The organism is Serratia sp. 22264, assembly GCF_052045345.1.
Classification (GTDB): domain Bacteria; phylum Pseudomonadota; class Gammaproteobacteria; order Enterobacterales; family Enterobacteriaceae; genus Serratia; species Serratia plymuthica.
Map to the genome: position 1 here is coordinate 479,111 of NZ_JBQEOY010000002.1, position 16,696 is coordinate 495,806.

The 16,696-nt window shown below is 57.0% G+C and carries 16 protein-coding genes; 14 read left to right on the forward strand and 2 right to left on the reverse strand.

Annotation, left to right across the window (positions count from 1 at the left end):
- Nucleotides 1-15: 15 nt before the first annotated feature.
- Nucleotides 16-750, forward strand: coding sequence for a phosphoadenylyl-sulfate reductase (locus tag ACTJJ1_RS13130; RefSeq protein WP_006323641.1), 735 nt, complete (start codon nucleotides 16-18; stop codon nucleotides 748-750).
- Between the two features lie 63 nt (nucleotides 751-813).
- Here ACTJJ1_RS13130 and ACTJJ1_RS13135 read toward each other — a convergent pair whose 3' ends face one another.
- Nucleotides 814-1,884: an aminopeptidase gene (locus ACTJJ1_RS13135; protein WP_041417299.1), complete on the reverse strand. Its 1,071-nt coding sequence runs from the start codon at nucleotides 1,882-1,884 to the stop codon at nucleotides 814-816.
- 260 nt (nucleotides 1,885-2,144) lie between these two features.
- Here ACTJJ1_RS13135 and cysG point away from each other — a divergent pair, with 260 nt between their 5' ends.
- The 13 genes from cysG to rpoS all read left to right on the forward strand — a co-directional run bounded on the left by cysG (nucleotide 2,145) and on the right by rpoS (nucleotide 14,000).
- Nucleotides 2,145-3,575: a siroheme synthase CysG gene (gene cysG / locus ACTJJ1_RS13140; protein WP_041416748.1), complete on the forward strand. Its 1,431-nt coding sequence runs from the start codon at nucleotides 2,145-2,147 to the stop codon at nucleotides 3,573-3,575.
- A gap of 9 nt (nucleotides 3,576-3,584) precedes the next feature.
- Nucleotides 3,585-4,493, forward strand: coding sequence for a sulfate adenylyltransferase subunit CysD (gene cysD / locus ACTJJ1_RS13145; protein WP_004950261.1), 909 nt, complete (start codon nucleotides 3,585-3,587; stop codon nucleotides 4,491-4,493).
- Between the two features lie 11 nt (nucleotides 4,494-4,504).
- Nucleotides 4,505-5,950 carry a sulfate adenylyltransferase subunit CysN gene (gene cysN, locus ACTJJ1_RS13150; RefSeq protein ID WP_004950264.1) on the forward strand — a complete coding sequence of 482 codons (1,446 nt, stop codon included), beginning with the start codon at nucleotides 4,505-4,507 and terminating at the stop codon, nucleotides 5,948-5,950.
- Nucleotide 5,951: 1 nt separating this feature from the next.
- A complete protein-coding gene (gene cysC, locus ACTJJ1_RS13155; RefSeq protein ID WP_004950265.1) occupies nucleotides 5,952-6,581 on the forward strand; it encodes an adenylyl-sulfate kinase in 630 nt (209 codons plus the stop codon).
- Nucleotides 6,582-6,666: 85 nt separating this feature from the next.
- Complete coding sequence (locus ACTJJ1_RS13160; protein ID WP_004950268.1) at nucleotides 6,667-6,984, forward strand: DUF3561 family protein; 318 nt, start codon at nucleotides 6,667-6,669, stop codon at nucleotides 6,982-6,984.
- A gap of 452 nt (nucleotides 6,985-7,436) precedes the next feature.
- Complete coding sequence (gene ftsB, locus ACTJJ1_RS13165) at nucleotides 7,437-7,757, forward strand: cell division protein FtsB (RefSeq protein WP_004950270.1); 321 nt, start codon at nucleotides 7,437-7,439, stop codon at nucleotides 7,755-7,757.
- Nucleotides 7,758-7,760: 3 nt separating this feature from the next.
- Nucleotides 7,761-8,468, forward strand: a complete 708-nt coding sequence (ispD, locus tag ACTJJ1_RS13170) for a 2-C-methyl-D-erythritol 4-phosphate cytidylyltransferase (RefSeq protein ID WP_004950273.1) — start codon at nucleotides 7,761-7,763, stop codon at nucleotides 8,466-8,468.
- A gap of 10 nt (nucleotides 8,469-8,478) precedes the next feature.
- The gene (ispF, locus tag ACTJJ1_RS13175) at nucleotides 8,479-8,952 is read left to right on the forward strand and encodes a 2-C-methyl-D-erythritol 2,4-cyclodiphosphate synthase (protein WP_004950274.1); all 474 of its coding nucleotides are present in this window, start codon (nucleotides 8,479-8,481) and stop codon (nucleotides 8,950-8,952) included.
- 3 nt (nucleotides 8,953-8,955) lie between these two features.
- A complete protein-coding gene (gene truD / locus ACTJJ1_RS13180) occupies nucleotides 8,956-10,002 on the forward strand; it encodes a tRNA pseudouridine(13) synthase TruD (protein ID WP_440833987.1) in 1,047 nt (348 codons plus the stop codon).
- Nucleotides 10,003-10,253: 251 nt separating this feature from the next.
- On the forward strand, nucleotides 10,254-11,015 hold the full coding sequence (gene surE / locus ACTJJ1_RS13185; protein ID WP_006323649.1) for a 5'/3'-nucleotidase SurE: 762 nt from the start codon (nucleotides 10,254-10,256) through the stop codon (nucleotides 11,013-11,015).
- Nucleotides 11,009-11,635 (forward strand): protein-L-isoaspartate(D-aspartate) O-methyltransferase, encoded by a 627-nt coding sequence (locus ACTJJ1_RS13190; protein WP_006323650.1) that lies wholly within the window; start codon nucleotides 11,009-11,011, stop codon nucleotides 11,633-11,635. The genes surE and ACTJJ1_RS13190 overlap by 7 nt, the downstream gene beginning before the upstream one ends.
- Before the next feature lie 325 nt (nucleotides 11,636-11,960).
- On the forward strand, nucleotides 11,961-12,947 hold the full coding sequence (nlpD, locus tag ACTJJ1_RS13195; RefSeq protein ID WP_062791335.1) for a murein hydrolase activator NlpD: 987 nt from the start codon (nucleotides 11,961-11,963) through the stop codon (nucleotides 12,945-12,947).
- A 54-nt stretch (nucleotides 12,948-13,001) separates the two neighbouring features.
- Nucleotides 13,002-14,000, forward strand: coding sequence for an RNA polymerase sigma factor RpoS (rpoS, locus tag ACTJJ1_RS13200; RefSeq protein WP_004950287.1), 999 nt, complete (start codon nucleotides 13,002-13,004; stop codon nucleotides 13,998-14,000).
- An 80-nt stretch (nucleotides 14,001-14,080) separates the two neighbouring features.
- Here rpoS and mutS read toward each other — a convergent pair whose 3' ends face one another.
- Nucleotides 14,081-16,636, reverse strand: a complete 2,556-nt coding sequence (mutS, locus tag ACTJJ1_RS13205) for a DNA mismatch repair protein MutS (RefSeq protein ID WP_409443539.1) — start codon at nucleotides 16,634-16,636, stop codon at nucleotides 14,081-14,083.
- Between the last annotated feature and the right edge of the window lie 60 nt (nucleotides 16,637-16,696).

Genomic DNA, 16,696 nt, shown 5'->3' on the forward strand with positions numbered 1-16,696 from the left:
CAGGAGGCAGGCAATATGGCTGAATTCGATCTGGCGGCGCTGAATGCGTTGCCCAAGTCCGGACAGGCGTTGAAGCTGGGGGCCGTCAACGGTCAACTGGAAACCCTTTCCGCCGAGCAACGCGTGGAATGGGCGTTGGAACATCTGCCCGGCGAGTTTGTGCTTTCTTCAAGCTTTGGCATTCAGGCGGCGGTGTGTCTGCATCTGGTCACCCGGATCAAGCCGGATATCCCGGTGATCCTCACCGACACCGGTTATCTGTTCCCTGAAACCTATCAGTTTATCGATCAACTGGTCGACAAGCTGAAGCTGAATCTGCAGGTGTTCCGTGCCGAGCAGTCGCCTGCCTGGCAGGAGGCGCGCTATGGCAAATTGTGGGAGCAGGGCGTAGAAGGTATCGAGAAATACAACCAGATCAACAAGGTTGAACCGATGAATCGCGCACTGGAGACCCTGGGCGGGCAGACCTGGTTCGCTGGCCTGCGCCGCGAGCAATCCGGCAGCCGCGCCAACTTGCCGGTGCTGGCGGTGCAGCGTGGCGTATTCAAAATTCTGCCGATTATCGATTGGGATAACCGCAAGATTTATCAGTACCTCACCGATCACGGCCTGAGTTACCACCCGTTATGGGAGCAAGGCTATCTGTCGGTCGGGGATACCCATACCACGCAGAAATGGGAGCCGGGCATGAGTGAAGAAGAAACCCGCTTCTTCGGCCTCAAGCGTGAGTGCGGCCTGCACGAAGGCTAAGTTTGCAGTTAACCCGCTCAAGGCCCGGCAATGTTTGTCGGGCCTTGTTATTTCTGCGGGACATTACTTTTTCTGCGCTTTCACCGGATGCGCCTGCGCCAGTTCCTTGATTAGCGGCAGCAGGATCTGCACGCTCTCGCGGCTGCGCTTGTCGATCCTGCCCGGCAGATAACGTTCCAGATACTGCAGGTTGTCGTACTGCGGGCGATGCCAGGTTATGCCTTGCGGGAAATGGGGACTGACGGCGCGCTGCTGGTAGCCGTCTTTATCACCCAGAGACCAGTTGGTGGCTTCGACCGAAAGCACCGGTATACCTGCGTTATCAAACACCTCTTGATCGGAACAACAACCGGTGCCTTTCGGCCGTTGTTTGCTGCCAGGGTTAATGGCGGCGGCGATGCCGTAACGGTGGGCGATATCCAGGGCGCGATCGCGGCTCCGCTTGGCCATCTTCGGCGGCGTATTGCGACCGGCGTTGAAGTACAGACGATCGCCGGTTACCAGGCTGTCGAGGTTAATCACCAGTACGGTGTTGCGTTTTTCTTCCGCGCTCATGCGTTGCAGGTAGTTCTGTGCGCCCAGCGAACCGATCTCCTCGGCGCTGGTGGCAACAAAGCGCAGGCCGTAAGCGGTGGGGATATTCTTCAGGCGTTCCGCCAACTCCAGCATTACGCCGACGCCTGAGGCGTTGTCATCGACGCCCTGCAGCGTCAACCCGCCAAGGTTATTGTCCAGATCGGTATCGCTTTGCGGGGTGTAAGTATCAAAATGCGCCACGATCAGGATCTGCTGCGGACTGCTGCCATTTTTGGCGGCGATCACCGAGCTGGCGGTGACGTTATTCCAGTTCTTTTTACCGTCTTTGCTGGTGTAGAGATAGCGGGTGTTGAAGCTGCGGATATCGCTCTGATAGCCCATCTTGCCGAATTGTTGTTTGAGGTAGTCTGCCGTGAGCAATTCTGCCGGGCTGCCCGCCATGCGGCCGGGGAAATAGGTGGCGATATGGCGAATCTGGTCGGCGGCGAATTTCCCCATGGGGGCTTCTTTCACTGCCGGGAGAGCGGCCGAAACGCTGAAAACGCCGCTGAGCGCTGCTGCCAGCAGGCCGGTCTTCAGGTAAACGCGGGAGAACATACCGAAAAATCCTTCTTTGATATCGGCGATACCGATGATTTTTTGCGGTGTCCAGTATGAGACGACGCGCGGCATTACACAATTTCTTCGGCTCCTAATTTTGGTGTCGGCGCGCAAACTTTCCACCCGCTTATCACCGCCTGAGCCATGCAATGCGGCCTATATTCCATAAAGGAACTATTAATTCCTTTTCGTCATTTCAGAGGCTAAATCTCAGCCCGTATAGTCACACTATCTTCCCGCATTACGAAAAGGCTGTTGTGGACTATCTACCTATATTTGCCGACCTGAAACAACGCCCGGTGTTGGTCGTTGGCGGCGGCGAAGTGGCTGCGCGCAAAGTTGATCTTCTCCTGCGCGCCGGGGCTGAAATACGGATAGTTGCGCAGTCGCTCTCACCGGAACTTGAACATCAGCGTCAGCAGGGGCATATCCGCTGGCTGGGGCAGGCGTTCGCCCCGCAACAGCTGGATGACGTTTTCCTGGTGATTGCCGCAACCGACGACAGCGTGCTGAATGCCCAGGTGTTTAGCGAGGCGGATAAACGCCGGGTGCTGGCTAATGTGGTCGACGATCAGCCGCGCTGCTCGTTTATCTTCCCGTCGATTATCGATCGCTCACCGTTGGTGGTGGCCGTTTCTTCCAGCGGCCAGGCGCCGGTATTGGCGCGCATGCTGCGCGAAAAGCTCGAAGCGCTGCTGCCTGCCAGTCTGGGGCAGATGGCGGAAGTGGCCGGGCGCTGGCGCGGCCAGGTGAAGCAACGGCTGAGTTCGATCGGCGAACGTCGTCGCTTTTGGGAGAAAACCTTCGGCGGCCGCTTCTCCACGCTGGTGGCCAATGGCCAGCAGGCGCAGGCGGAGCAGCAGTTGGAGCAGGATTTGCAGCAGTTTGCGCTGGGGCGCGAAGGCACCCAGGGTGAAATTGCGCTGGTGGGCGCAGGCCCCGGCGACGTGGGGTTGCTGACCCTGCGCGGGCTGCAGGTGATGCAGCAGGCCGATGTGGTGCTGTATGACCATTTGGTTAGCGATGAAATCCTGGATTTGGTGCGTCGCGACGCCGAACGCATCTGCGTGGGCAAACGTGCCGGCGCACACTCGGTGATTCAGGAAGAAACCAACCGTCTGCTGGTGGAACTGGCGCAACAGGGCAAACGCGTGGTGCGGTTGAAGGGGGGCGATCCCTTTATCTTTGGCCGCGGTGGCGAAGAGCTGCAAGTGGCTGCAGCCGCAGGCATTCCATTCCAGGTTGTGCCAGGCGTAACCGCAGCGGCCGGGGCGACGGCTTATGCCGGCATCCCGCTGACGCACCGTGACCATGCGCAGAGCGTGACCTTTATTACCGGCCACTGTCGTCCCGACGGCGATGGGCTGGATTGGGCCGATCTGGCGCGTGCGCGACAGACTCTGGCTATCTACATGGGCACCATGAAGGCGGCGGATATCAGCCAGCGCCTGATTGCCCACGGCCGTGAGGCCAGCACGCCGGTCGCGGTGATCAGCCGTGGCACGCGTGCGGACCAACAGGTGCAGATCGGTACCTTGCAACAACTCGAACAATTGGCTCAACAGGCACCGTTACCGGCGCTGCTGGTGATCGGCGAAGTGGTGGAACTGCATCACCAAATCGCCTGGTTTGGGCATCAACCGCAGACGGAAGGGGTATCACGCCCAGCCGTCGTGAATTTGGCTTAAGGATCTGTTATGGACGAAAAACGACTCACTCATTTGCGGCAATTGGAGGCGGAGAGTATCCATATCATCCGTGAAGTCGCCGCTGAATTCGGCAATCCGGTGATGCTCTATTCCATCGGCAAAGACTCTTCCGTGATGCTGCACCTGGCGCGTAAGGCGTTCTACCCAGGCACGTTGCCTTTCCCGCTGCTGCATGTGGATACCGGCTGGAAATTCCGCGAAATGTACGAATTCCGCGATCGCACCGCGAAAGAATACGGCTTTGAACTGCTGATACACAAAAACCCGGAAGGCGTGGCGATGGGCATCAACCCGTTCGTGCACGGCAGCGCCAAGCACACCGATATCATGAAAACCGAAGGTCTGAAGCAGGCGCTTAACAAGTACGGCTTCGACGCCGCCTTTGGTGGGGCGCGCCGTGACGAAGAGAAATCGCGCGCCAAAGAGCGCATCTATTCCTTCCGCGACCGCTTCCACCGCTGGGATCCGAAAAACCAGCGACCGGAGCTGTGGCACAACTATAACGGCCAGATCAACAAGGGTGAGAGCATTCGCGTGTTCCCGCTGTCGAACTGGACTGAGCTGGATATCTGGCAATACATCTTCCTGGAAAAAATCGACATCGTGCCGCTGTATTTGGCGGCACCGCGTCCGGTGGTAGAGCGTGACGGCATGTTGCTGATGGTGGACGACGATCGTATCGATCTGCAGCCGGGCGAAGAGATCAGCCAACGCATGGTGCGCTTCCGCACGCTGGGCTGCTGGCCGCTGACCGGCGCGGTGGAATCGGAGGCGGAAACGCTGCCGGAGATCATCGAAGAGATGTTGGTATCTACCACCAGTGAGCGCCAGGGACGGATGATCGACCGCGATCAGTCCGGCTCGATGGAGCTGAAGAAGCGTCAAGGGTATTTCTAAGGAGCCGCCGGATGAAGACTATAGTTTCGCAAAACCAGGCAATTGCCCAGCAAATCGCTGACCAGGGCGGAGTAGAAGCCTATCTGCACGCGCAGCAACATAAAAGCCTGTTACGGTTCCTGACCTGCGGCAGCGTCGACGACGGTAAAAGCACCCTGATCGGGCGCTTGCTGCACGATACACGCCAGATCTACGAAGATCAGTTGTCAACGCTGCACAGTGACAGCAAGCGCATCGGCACTCAGGGCGAGAAACTCGATCTGGCGCTGCTGGTGGACGGCCTGCAGGCCGAGCGCGAGCAAGGCATCACCATCGACGTGGCTTATCGCTATTTCTCGACCGAAAAACGCAAATTTATCATCGCCGATACCCCAGGACATGAGCAGTACACCCGCAATATGGCGACCGGCGCTTCGACCTGCGATCTGGCGATCCTGCTGATCGACGCCCGCAAAGGGGTGTTGGATCAAACCCGCAGACACAGCTTTATCGCTACGCTGTTGGGGATTCGTCATCTGGTGGTGGCGGTCAACAAAATGGATCTGGTGGACTATAAAGAGTCGGTGTTCGAGCAGTTCAAGCAGGACTATCTGACCTTTGCGCAGCAGTTGCCGAACGATCTGGACATCAAGTTCGTGCCGCTGTCGGCGCTCGACGGCGACAACGTCGCGACCGAAAGCGTGCATATGCCTTGGTACAGCGGCCCTACGCTGCTGCAGGTATTGGAAACCGTGGATGTGATCAGCGAGCGTGAAGCGCAGCCGCTGCGCTTCCCGGTGCAATACGTCAACCGACCGAATCTGGATTTCCGCGGCTACGCGGGCACGCTGTCGGCCGGTGTGGTGCGCGTGGGCCAACGTGTGAAGGTACTGCCTTCCGGCGTGGAATCCACCGTGGCGCGCATCGTCACCTTTGATGGCGACTTGCAGGAGGCGGTGCCGGGCGAAGCCATTACGCTGGTGCTGAAAGATGAAGTGGACATCAGCCGCGGCGATCTGCTGGTCGATGCCGGAGAAACCCTGCAGGCGGCGCAAAGCGCACTGGTCGATGTGGTGTGGATGGCTGAGAAGCCGCTGCTGCCGGGCCAGAGCTATGACATCAAAATCGCGGGTAAAAAGACCCGAGCGCGTGTGGAAGGCATTCGCCACCAGGTAGAAATCAACTCGCTGGCGCAGCATCAGGCGGATACCCTGCCGTTGAACGGCATCGGTTTGGTGGAACTGACCTTTGACGAGCCGCTGGTGCTGGACAGCTATCAGCGCAACCATGATACCGGCGGGCTGATCTTTATCGATCGTTTGAGCAACGTTACGGTCGGCGCCGGATTGATCCGCGAAACCTTGCAAGGTGCGCAAGCGCTGGCGGGAGACCATAGCGCGTTCGAGCTGGAACTGAACGCCCTGGTACGCAAGCACTTCCCGCATTGGGGTGCGCGTGACCTGCTTGGGGGCAAATAACGTGACCGAGGATCAACAACGGCCCACCGGGCCGGATGATGACAACGTGGTCTGGCATCCGCATGCGGTAACGCGTGCGGATCGCGAAGCCCGCAACGGCCATAAGGGTGTGGTGCTGTGGTTTACCGGGCTGTCCGGCTCGGGAAAATCTACCGTTGCCGGCGCGCTGGAACAGGCTCTGCATGCGCTTGGCGTCAGCACCTATCTGCTGGACGGCGATAACGTGCGTCACGGCTTGTGCCGCGATCTGGGTTTCTCCGATGACGATCGGCGTGAGAATATTCGCCGCGTGGGTGAAGTGGCGAAGCTGATGGTGGATGCCGGGTTGGTGGTGCTGACCGCGTTTATTTCACCGCATCGCGCCGAACGGCAAATGGTGCGTGAACTGCTCGATAGCGATCGTTTTATCGAGGTGTTTGTCGATACCCCGTTGGCGATTTGCGAAGCGCGCGATCCCAAGGGATTGTACAAAAAAGCACGTGCCGGCGAGCTGCGTAATTTCACCGGGATCGACTCGGTTTACGAGGCGCCGCAGCAGCCTGATATTCACCTTGATGGCCAACAATTGGTAACAAATTTGATTGCGCAATTGTTAGACGTGTTGCGTGGCCGGGCTATTATCAAACCCTGAATTCAAAAAAGCGTGTGGCGTTTTTGCGCCATACGCTTTTTACGCTAAGCTCGCCGCAGAGCGCGCCGAATAACCAGGGATTACTATGCAAAATGTCTCGCCTGTCTTGATCGACTCTACGCTTGAAAAAGAGGAACCCTCGTATTCTTTCCTGGGCGGCGTCTGCGGCTTTGTTTTCTACTGGTTGGCGTTCGCGGTGCCGTTTCTGGTTTACGGTTCCAACACCCTGTTCTTTCTGCTCTACACCTGGCCGTTCTTCCTGGCTCTGATGCCGGTTTCGGTGCTGATTGGCATCACGCTCAGCATGTTGCTGCGCGGCAGGCTGCTGCTGACGTTGCTGCTGACCGGCGTGATCGTGCTGTGCCTGTTCTGGCTGGTATTCAGTTTCCTGACCGGCTGGTGAGCTGCCGGGCGCCAAACCACCGTGCCCGAAGCATTGCAAAGCGGTGCTGAAGGTTACAAAACTTTGCTTTACACGCCTGAATGTGCGCTTGGGGCGGGTGGGTGAACATCTGCTGCGGCAACCTTTCCTCTTACTCACGCCCCGAACGGTGAATTTAGCCCCATCGGCGCTAAAATGCTGTTTTCCGGCATTGCCACCGGCGTAAACAGAGTAAAACTGCCACCTCATTTTTCTTGCTGCACACTTCCAAAAGCATAACAGGAGAAAAAACCGTGCGGTCGGCAGGTTTTTTCTGACATGAAATGGGCTTTTTTTACCGCTTTCAGCGCGAATTTAGGTTATAAACTCAGTAAATTCTCATCCTTACTCTGAATTTGGCGGTGAATGCCGCTCTCAGTGTGGAGTCCAACGAAAAGTTGTGGGATGATTGGTCGGTTTTTCAGGGGGCGGAGATGGGAAAACTTACGCTGCTATTGCTGGCATTGCTCGGATGGTTACAGTATTCACTGTGGCTGGGTAAAAATGGTGTTCACGATTACGTGCGGGTCAATGAAGATGTTGCGCTCCAACAGGGCAGCAATGCTAAATTGAAAGCGCGTAACGATCAGTTGTTTGCCGAAATCGACGATTTGAACGGTGGTCAGGAAGCGATCGAAGAGCGTGCGCGCAATGAACTGAGCATGATTAAGCCCGGTGAAACCTTCTATCGTCTGGTTCCTGATCAATCAAGACGCAACGCGGCGTCCTCCTCGCAAAATAACGTACAAAAGTAACGAATGAATCACTCTGCAGGCACCTTTCCCTCGGTGATTGCCGTCCTGCCCGCTGCCGGTATCGGCAGCCGCATGCAGGCGGATTGCCCGAAACAGTATTTGACCATCGGTAAGCAAACCATTCTCGAACATGCGATCCACGCGCTGCTGCGTCATCCGCGCATTCCGCAGGTGATTGTGGCGATCGGTCCTGAGGATCGGCAGTTTGGCCAGTTACCTATTGCCCAGGATCCCCGAGTACGGGTGACCGTTGGCGGCCGGCAGCGCGCCGATTCGGTGATGGCCGGGTTGCAACTGGCGGGCGAGGCCGATTGGGTGCTGGTGCATGACGCCGCACGCCCCTGCTTGCATGCAGAAGATCTCGATCGTCTGCTGGCGATCACCGAACACAGCAACGTTGGCGGCATTCTGGCGGCAATGGTGCGCGACACCATGAAGCGGGCGGAGCCCGGCCACGCAGCTATCTCTCATACCGTTGAACGTCAGGACCTGTGGCATGCGCTGACGCCGCAACTCTTCCCGCTGCAATTGCTCAAGCTTTGTTTGCAGCGCGCGCTGGACGACGGGGCTACGGTCACCGATGAAGCCTCTGCGCTGGAGCATTGCGGTTATCACCCGCTGCTGATTGCCGGGCGCTCGGACAATATTAAAGTGACGCGGCCGGAGGATTTGGCGCTGGCGGCGTTCTATTTAACCCAGTTAGACGATTAAGGAGCGCATCATGCGTATCGGTCACGGTTTTGACGTACATAAATTTGGTGGCGAAGGGCCGCTGGTGATCGGTGGTGTTCGCATCCCTTATGAAAAAGGGTTGCTGGCCCATTCGGACGGAGACGTGGCCCTGCATGCGGCGACGGATGCCCTGCTGGGAGCGGCGGCGCTTGGGGATATCGGTAAACTGTTTCCGGACACCGATCCGGCCTTCAAAGGCGCCGACAGCCGCGAGCTGCTGCGTGAAGCCTGGAAACGCATCCGCGCCAAAGGTTATCGCCTGGGGAACCTGGATATCACTATTATTGCCCAGGCGCCCAAAATGGCGCCGCATATTCCGCAGATGCGCATTTTCCTGGCGGAAGATCTGCAGTGCCATATGGACGACGTTAACGTGAAAGCCACAACCACCGAACAGCTTGGTTTTACCGGGCGTGGCGAGGGCATTGCCTGCGAAGCGGTTGCCTTGTTGATCAAGGAATAACGCATGGATATGGCTAATTTGACCTGGCTGCACGGCCAGCCGCGAAGCACAGGCGTGCTGAAAGCCAGCCCGGAAGATTTCGTGGTGGTGGAAGATCTGGGCTTTGAGCCGGACGGAGAAGGCGAACATGTACTGGTGAACATCCGCAAGAACGGATGTAACACCCAGTTTGTCGCCGATTATCTGGCGCGTTTCGCCGGCATTCACGCCCGTTCGGTCAGCTACGCCGGCCTGAAAGATCGCCATGCGGTGACCGAACAATGGTTCTGCCTGCATCTGCCGGGCAAAGAAACGCCTGATTTCAGCCAGTTCTCGCTGGAGGGCTGCGAAGTGCTGGCCAGTGCCCGCCATCTGCGAAAAATGCGCATCGGTACGCTGAAAGGCAATGCTTTTACTCTGGTGCTGCGTCAGATCTCCGATCGACAGGATGTGGAACAGCGCCTGCAGGTCATTGCGGCGGGTGGCGTGCCGAACTATTTCGGCAGCCAGCGTTTTGGTCGCGGTGGCAATAACCTGGTCATGGCGCGTCGCTGGGCGAATGATGAGATCCGGGTTAAAGAACGCAGCAAGCGCAGTTTTTATCTTTCCGCCAGCCGCAGCGCGCTGTATAACCTGATCGCCAGCCGACGCTTGGCCAATCAACAGCACCGCACGGTGCTGGAAGGGGATGCGCTGCAACTTACCGGCCGCGGCAGTTGGTTTGTCGCCAAACCGGACGAACTGGCTGAGTTGCAGCAGCGGCTGGATGCCGGTGAGCTGTTGATTACCGCACCGTTGCCGGGCGACGGCGAACCGGGCACCGCCGGGGAAGCGCTGAACGTTGAACAACAATGTTTGGCGGAACAGCCGGAGCTGATGGCGTTGTTAAAGCGGGAACGCGTTGATCCGGCTCGTCGCGCATTGTTGCTGCAGCCGCAAAAGATGCAGTGGAATTGGTGGGACGATGCCACCGTTGAATTGCGTTTTTGGCTGCCGGCCGGCAGTTTTGCCACCAGCGTGGTGCGCGAAATCATGCGGCAAGAGAGCAATGACGCGGACATTAGCGAGTAATAAAGAAAACCTGCAGACGCAGGTTTTTTTTCGTCTGGCGAATGGTGACCGTGAAACTTGGGGGGTTTTTGACCTGCCAGTGGCTGGACGGTCAAAATTCGTCTTTCCCCTTGGTTACTGGACACGCCGGGGGGAGTAAACATAATATCTGCTGGTTAAGTACCGCCTTTTGGGCGGCTATTGCGAGTATTTAAATGCCAGGCTGCGTGAAACGCTGCGTGGGTGAGAGAGATAAAAGAAGACAACCACTTATGCGGATATTGCTGAGTAATGACGACGGTGTTACCGCCCCTGGTATCCAGGTGCTGGCGGCGGCGCTACGGGAATTCGCTGAGGTGCAGGTTGTGGCGCCCGATCGTAATCGCAGCGGCTCTTCGAATGCGCTGACGCTGGAATCACCGCTGCGTACCCTGACGTTGCCCAATGGTGACATTGCAGTGCAGCAGGGAACGCCGACAGACTGCGTGTATCTGGGCGTGAATGCCCTGATGCAGCCTGCGCCGGACATCGTGGTTTCCGGCATCAACGCCGGCCCCAATCTTGGCGATGACGTTATTTATTCCGGCACCGTAGCGGCCGCCATGGAAGGGCGCCATTTGGGCTTGCCCGCGTTGGCCGTGTCGTTGAATGGTCATCAGCATTACGCTACGGCAGCTGCGATCACCTGCCGCGTGCTGCGCGCTTTACAGCGTGAACCGTTGCGAACGGGAAAAATTCTGAATATTAACGTACCGGATTTACCGCTGGACCAGATCAAAGGCATTCGCGTGACCCGCTGCGGCAGCCGTCACCCGGCCGACAAAGTGTTCTGCCAGCAAGATCCGCGTGGGCAAAACCTCTATTGGATTGGGCCGCCGGGTGATAAGTTTGATGCTGGGCCAGACACGGATTTCGCCGCGGTGGAGCAAGGGTATGTGGCGATTACGCCATTGCAGGTGGATTTAACCGCCTATGCGGCCCAGGACGTGGTAAAAACGTGGTTAACCAAAGCAGGGGTTGGCGGGGAATGGTGAACAAGCGTATGCAAACATTGCTGACGCAACTGCGTCAACAGGGGATCCAGGAAGAACGGTTGCTGCAAGCGATAGAGGCGGTACCGCGTGAACGCTTTGTTGACGAAGCGCTTGAACACAAAGCCTATGAAAATACTGCGCTGCCTATCGGCTCAGGCCAAACCATTTCCCAACCTTATATGGTTGCGCGAATGACCGAATTGTTGAATCTGACGCCAACGTCGAGAGTCCTGGAGATCGGTACAGGCTCCGGCTATCAAACCGCTATTCTGGCGCATCTGGTGCAACATGTCTGTTCCGTCGAACGTATCAAAGGGCTGCAATGGCAGGCCAAGCGTCGCTTGAAACAGCTCGATCTTCACAACGTGTCCACGCGTCATGGCGACGGCTGGCAGGGGTGGGCATCGCGCGGCCCGTTTGATGCCATTATCGTGACTGCAGCGCCGCCGGAGATCCCACCGGCGCTGATGGAGCAACTGGACGACGGCGGCATTCTGGTATTGCCGGTGGGCGAACAGACCCAAACTCTCAAGCGTATTCAACGTCAGGGTAATGATTTTGTCATCGATACCGTCGAAGCGGTGCGTTTTGTGCCGCTGGTGAAGGGTGAGCTGGCCTAAGGATTGTCTGAATTTTAGGCGTAAAACGAAATCTGTTGCACTTTCATCACGCCTGGTTAAGGTTTTAACGTTTCAATAAAGTTAATTTTCAATACAATTGCCTTTCTGCGTAGTTGTCTTATGGTGCGGCATCGCTAATGTGGTTAGCATTGGCGCGCTGTTTTGAGGCTCCGGCAGGAGATTTCCTGGCATTCAGGGATCGGCCGCGGGCACCTTTCATCGCAGAAACTGAGAGAGTGGTAAAAGCTCAGCTACGATGTAAAGGGTATTTTGGATATATCGCTGATATTGCTGTCATGGGGGAAGCATGAGCACGGGAAGCCCAATGATTACTTTACGCCGGGTTGCGGTGTGTACGATGGTGAGTTTGTGGTTGGCGGGTTGTACGAATGATGCATCGACATCAGCCCCTATCAGTAGTGTGGGCGGTGGCGGAGCCGCTGCATCCGGCAACGCCGGAGCAAACGCCAGCCCTGAAGGGCGTATCGTTTACAACCGCAGTTACAATTCAATCCCCAAAGGGAGCTACAGCGGTAATACCTACACGGTAAAACGAGGCGATACGCTATTTTACATCGCGTGGATCACCGGGAACGATTTCCGTGACCTGGCGCAACGTAATAATATTCCTGAGCCATACAGTTTGAATGTGGGTCAAAGCATTCAGCTTGGTAATGGTTCTGCGAACGGAAACGGTGGCATGCTGGCGGCGACAGACGCAACCCGCGGCGGTGTTCCGAAGCCGCCTTCCACTACGCAGATACAAACTGCAACGGTTGATTCTCCATCAACTAACGCGTATTCTGATAATTCGGGTAAACAGAATGTAGGTAAAATGTTACCTGCAGCGGGTGCAGTAGCGGCAACCACCGCAGCAGCACCTGTTACCGCACCGGTCGTTGCTCCACCAGTGAGCAGCACCGTCAGTAACAGCTCGCCAGTGAGTAGCTGGAGATGGCCAACTGACGGTAAGATTATTGATAACTTTTCCTCATCAGAAGGTGGGAATAAAGGTGTCGATATCGCCGGTTCCCGTGGGCAGCCTATCTTCGCTACCGCCGATGGTCGCGTAGTGTACGCAGGCAACGCTTTACGGGGTTACGGTAATCTGATCATCATCAAACACAATGATGATTACCTGAGCGCCTACGCTCACAACGACACAATGCTGGTCCGGGAACAACAAGAAGTGAAGGCGGGTCAAAAAATAGCCACCATGGGTAGCACCGGAACCAGTTCAGTACGTTTGCATTTTGAAATTCGTTACAAGGGGAAATCCGTAAACCCGCTGCGTTTTCTTCCGCAGCGATAGATTGGGCAGAATACGCTGATATTCTGCTCGCGGTATCACGGGTAGGAGCAGCATATGAACCAAAATACGCTGAAAGTTAACGAGTTACAGGATGATGCGGATTTCGACGAGAACGCAACGGAAGCGGAGTCATTCGACGAAAAAGCACTGGTCGAAGAAGAGGCCAGTGAGAGTGATTTAGCGGAAGAAGAGTTGCTGTCTCAAGGCGTTACCCAACGTGTATTGGATGCGACGCAGCTCTATCTGGGTGAAATCGGTTATTCTCCGCTGCTTACCGCAGAGGAAGAGGTTTATTTTGCGCGGCGTGCACTGCGCGGTGACGTGCCGTCCCGCCGCCGAATGATCGAAAGCAACCTGCGGCTGGTGGTGAAAATTGCCCGTCGCTACAGTAATCGCGGCCTGGCGCTGCTGGATCTGATTGAAGAGGGCAACCTCGGCCTGATCCGTGCAGTGGAAAAGTTTGACCCGGAACGCGGTTTCCGTTTCTCAACTTACGCAACCTGGTGGATCCGTCAGACGATTGAACGGGCGATAATGAACCAAACCCGAACCATTCGTTTGCCTATCCATATCGTTAAAGAACTGAATGTCTATCTGCGCACGGCGCGCGAGCTTTCTCATAAACTGGATCATGAACCGAGCGCTGAAGAGATTGCCGAGCAACTCGACAAGCCGGTCGATGACGTCAGCCGTATGCTGCGTCTGAACGAACGTATCACTTCCGTCGATACGCCGTTGGGCGGTGATTCAGAGAAAGCGCTGCTGGACATTCTGGCTGACGAGAAAGATAACGGTCCGGAAGACACCACGCAAGACGATGACATGAAACAGAGCATCGTTAAGTGGCTGTTCGAACTGAACGCCAAACAGCGTGAAGTGCTGGCTCGTCGTTTCGGCCTGTTGGGTTACGAAGCGGCGACGCTCGAAGATGTGGGCCGTGAAATTGGCCTGACTCGCGAACGTGTACGTCAGATCCAGGTTGAAGGTTTGCGTCGCCTGCGTGAAATTCTGCAGTTGCAGGGCCTGAGTATTGAGGCGCTGTTCCGCGAATAACGTCGGCAGTTGAATCGCATCAAAATAAAAACGGTGAGCATAATGCTCACCGTTTTTTTATGCCCGTAGCGCTGGCGGATTTACACCATCTTCTTCAGGCGGTAAAGCCACTCCAGCGCCTGGCGCGGCGACAGAGAGTCCGGGTCCAGTGCCTCGAGCGCTTCTACCGCCGGTGAGGTTTCTTCATTCAGCAGCGTCATCTGTGTGGCGTCAACGGTTCCGGAGGCGGTATGGCTGGAGATGGCCTCCAGCTCACGCAGCTTCTGGCGTGCGCGTTTGATCACCTCGCGCGGCACACCGGCCAGCGCCGCAACCGCCAGACCATAGCTTTTACTTGCCGCGCCGTCCTGCACGCTATGCATGAAGGCGATGGTGTCGCCATGTTCCAGCGCATCAAGGTGAACGTTAACCACGCCTTCCATTTTCTCCGGCAGGGTCGTCAGTTCGAAGTAATGGGTGGCGAACAGCGTCATGGCCTTAATGCGGCTGGCCAGGTTTTCTGCGCAAGCCCAGGCCAGGGAGAGGCCGTCGTAAGTCGACGTGCCGCGACCGATTTCATCCATCAATACCAGGCTGTGCTCGGTGGCGTTATGCAGAATATTGGCGGTCTCGGTCATCTCCACCATAAAGGTAGAGCGGCCGGAGGCCAGATCGTCCGCTGCGCCAACGCGGGTAAAGATACGATCCACCGGGCCGATAACGGCTTTGGCAGCCGGCACGTAGCTGCCGATGTGCGCCATCAGAACGATCAGCGCCGTTTGACGCATATAGGTGCTCTTACCGCCCATGTTGGGGCCGGTAATGATCAGCATTCGACGCTGAGGCGACAGCGACAGCGGGTTGGCGATAAACGGCTCGCTCAGCACCTGCTCCACCACCGGGTGTCGGCCTTCGGTAATGCGCACGCCCGGCTGCTCGCTCATGGTCGGGCAGGTATAGTTCAGCGTTTCCGCACGCTCCGTCAGGTTAGCCAGCACGTCCAGTTCAGCCAGCGCAGCGGCACTTTGCTGCAATTCCCCGAGGTGGGGCAGCAACAAATCGAACAGTTCGTCATACAGACCTTTCTCGATCGCCAGCGCTTTGCCTTTGGAGGTCAGGACCTTGTCTTCATACTCTTTCAGTTCAGGAATAATATAGCGTTCGGCGTTTTTCAGCGTCTGGCGGCGCACGTAGTGGATAGGTACCAGGTGGCTTTGTCCGCGGCTGACCTGGATGTAATAGCCGTGCACGCCGTTGAACCCCACCTTCAGCGTGTCCAGCCCCAGCTTTTCGCGTTCGCGGATCTCCAGCCGGTCGAGATAGTCGCTGGCGCCGTCGGCCAATGCGCGCCACTCATCCAGCTCGCTGTTGTAACCGGAGGCGATGACGCCGCCGTCGCGCACCAGCACAGGCGGGGCTTCAACCACCGCTCGTTCCAGCAGATCCTGCAGTTCATTAAACTGGCCGACTTGCGACAACAGATGTTGCACATGCGGAGTTTCCACACCCTGGAGCAGGGCGTGAATATCCGGCAATTGCTGGAATGCATGGCGCATGCGTGCCAAATCGCGCGGACGGGCAGTACGCAAAGCCAGACGCGCCAGTATGCGTTCCAGATCGCCCACCTGCCGCAGTGAAGGCTGCAGATCGGCATACAGATCCTGCAGCGCGCCAATCGCCTGCTGGCGGTTGTTCAGCACCTTGATGTCGCGGGTCGGCATATGCAGCCAACGTTTGAGCATACGGCTGCCCATCGCCGTTACGGATCGATCGAGAATGGCCGCCAACGTATTGTCGCTGCCGCCAGACAGGCTCTGGGTCAGTTCAAGGTTACGACGCGTTGCGGCATCCATGATGATGCCGTCTTGCTGACGCTCCATGGTGATGCCACGGATATGCGGCAATGCCGTGCGCTGAGTATCTTTGACGTACTGCAACAGACAGCCGGCGGCGCGCAATGCCTGATGGGCCTGTTCCACGCCAAAACCTGTGAGATCGCGGGTACCAAATTGCAGGTTAAGCTGCTGGCGTGCGGTTTCGGGTTCAAACTCCCACAATGGACGACGGCGCAGGCCGTGGCGCTTCTCGATAAGCGCCATGTGTTCAAAGGTTTCCGGATAAAGCAGCTCGGCAGGATTGGTGCGCTGCAACTCGGCCGCCATGGTTTCAATGTCTTCCGGTTCGGCGACGCGAAAACGGCCGGAGCTGATGTCCAGCGTGGCGTAGCCAAAGCCTCTTGCGTCCTGCCAGATCGCCGCCAACAGGTTATCCTGGCGCTCCTGCAGCAGCGCCTCGTCGGTAATGGTGCCGGGCGTGACGATACGCACGACTTTGCGCTCGACCGGGCCTTTGCTGGTCGCCGGATCGCCGATTTGTTCGCAAATGGCGACGGACTCGCCGAGCTGAACCAGCTTGGCAAGGTAGTTTTCGATCGCGTGGTGCGGCACGCCGGCCATTGGGATTGGCTCACCTGCCGAAGCGCCGCGTTTGGTCAGCGAAATATCCAGCAGTTGAGAAGCGCGTTTGGCGTCATCGTAAAACAACTCATAGAAATCGCCCATGCGGTAGAACAGCAGAATTTCGGGGTGCTGCGCTTTAAGGCGCAGGTACTGCTGCATCATCGGCGTATGCGAATCGAGCTTGTCGGTGCTATTCATAAGATTACTGTTTCCAATCCATTGAATTTAAATTTAATTGTGATTTCGATTGTCGTCATT

Bases quoted from the DNA above. Each gene is read 5' to 3' on its own strand.
- ACTJJ1_RS13135 (WP_041417299.1), bottom strand. From the start codon at position 1,884: ATGTTCTCCCGCGTTTACCTGAAGACCGGCCTGCTGGCAGCAGCGCTC.
- ACTJJ1_RS13190 (WP_006323650.1), top strand. From the start codon at position 11,009: ATGGTGAACAAGCGTATGCAAACATTGCTGACGCAACTGCGTCAACAG.
- nlpD (WP_062791335.1), top strand. From the start codon at position 11,961: ATGATTACTTTACGCCGGGTTGCGGTGTGTACGATGGTGAGTTTGTGG.
- ACTJJ1_RS13130 (WP_006323641.1), top strand. From the start codon at position 16: ATGGCTGAATTCGATCTGGCGGCGCTGAATGCGTTGCCCAAGTCCGGA.
- ACTJJ1_RS13160 (WP_004950268.1), top strand. From the start codon at position 6,667: ATGCAAAATGTCTCGCCTGTCTTGATCGACTCTACGCTTGAAAAAGAG.
- ftsB (WP_004950270.1), top strand. From the start codon at position 7,437: ATGGGAAAACTTACGCTGCTATTGCTGGCATTGCTCGGATGGTTACAG.
- mutS (WP_409443539.1), bottom strand. From the start codon at position 16,636: ATGAATAGCACCGACAAGCTCGATTCGCATACGCCGATGATGCAGCAG.
- surE (WP_006323649.1), top strand. From the start codon at position 10,254: ATGCGGATATTGCTGAGTAATGACGACGGTGTTACCGCCCCTGGTATC.
- ispD (WP_004950273.1), top strand. From the start codon at position 7,761: ATGAATCACTCTGCAGGCACCTTTCCCTCGGTGATTGCCGTCCTGCCC.
- ispF (WP_004950274.1), top strand. From the start codon at position 8,479: ATGCGTATCGGTCACGGTTTTGACGTACATAAATTTGGTGGCGAAGGG.
- rpoS (WP_004950287.1), top strand. From the start codon at position 13,002: ATGAACCAAAATACGCTGAAAGTTAACGAGTTACAGGATGATGCGGAT.
- cysD (WP_004950261.1), top strand. From the start codon at position 3,585: ATGGACGAAAAACGACTCACTCATTTGCGGCAATTGGAGGCGGAGAGT.
- cysN (WP_004950264.1), top strand. From the start codon at position 4,505: ATGAAGACTATAGTTTCGCAAAACCAGGCAATTGCCCAGCAAATCGCT.
- truD (WP_440833987.1), top strand. From the start codon at position 8,956: ATGGATATGGCTAATTTGACCTGGCTGCACGGCCAGCCGCGAAGCACA.